We start from the raw sequence: 259 nt of genomic DNA on the forward strand, positions 1-259 counted from the left end.
GACACATCGTCTCCCCCTCTCCATATCGGCTTCCGGGCCGGTGGGAGTCCACGGGAGGAGAGGTGGTGTCGAACGGGGGGTGTGGATAGTTTCATAGAGTTACGGCGGCCATAGCGGTAGGGAAACGCCCGGTCCCATTCCGAACCCGGAAGCTAAGCCTGCCAGCGCCGATGGTACTGCACTCGACAGGGTGTGGGAGAGTAGGACACCGCCGGAACATCCTTCACGAAAGGCCCTCGACACCGTCGAGGGCCTTTCG

Annotated in this window: 1 rRNA gene; it reads left to right on the top strand. The window is 62.5% G+C overall.

Features of this window, described 5'->3' with window-relative positions:
- The first annotated feature begins 100 nt into the window (after window positions 1–100).
- Window positions 101–217: ribosomal RNA gene (gene rrf / locus ON29_RS06145) — 5S ribosomal RNA — on the top strand.
- Window positions 218–259 lie beyond the last annotated feature (42 nt).

The sequence above is a fragment of the Nocardia exalbida NBRC 100660 genome (assembly GCF_000308575.1).
GTDB lineage: Bacteria > Actinomycetota > Actinomycetes > Mycobacteriales > Mycobacteriaceae > Nocardia > Nocardia exalbida.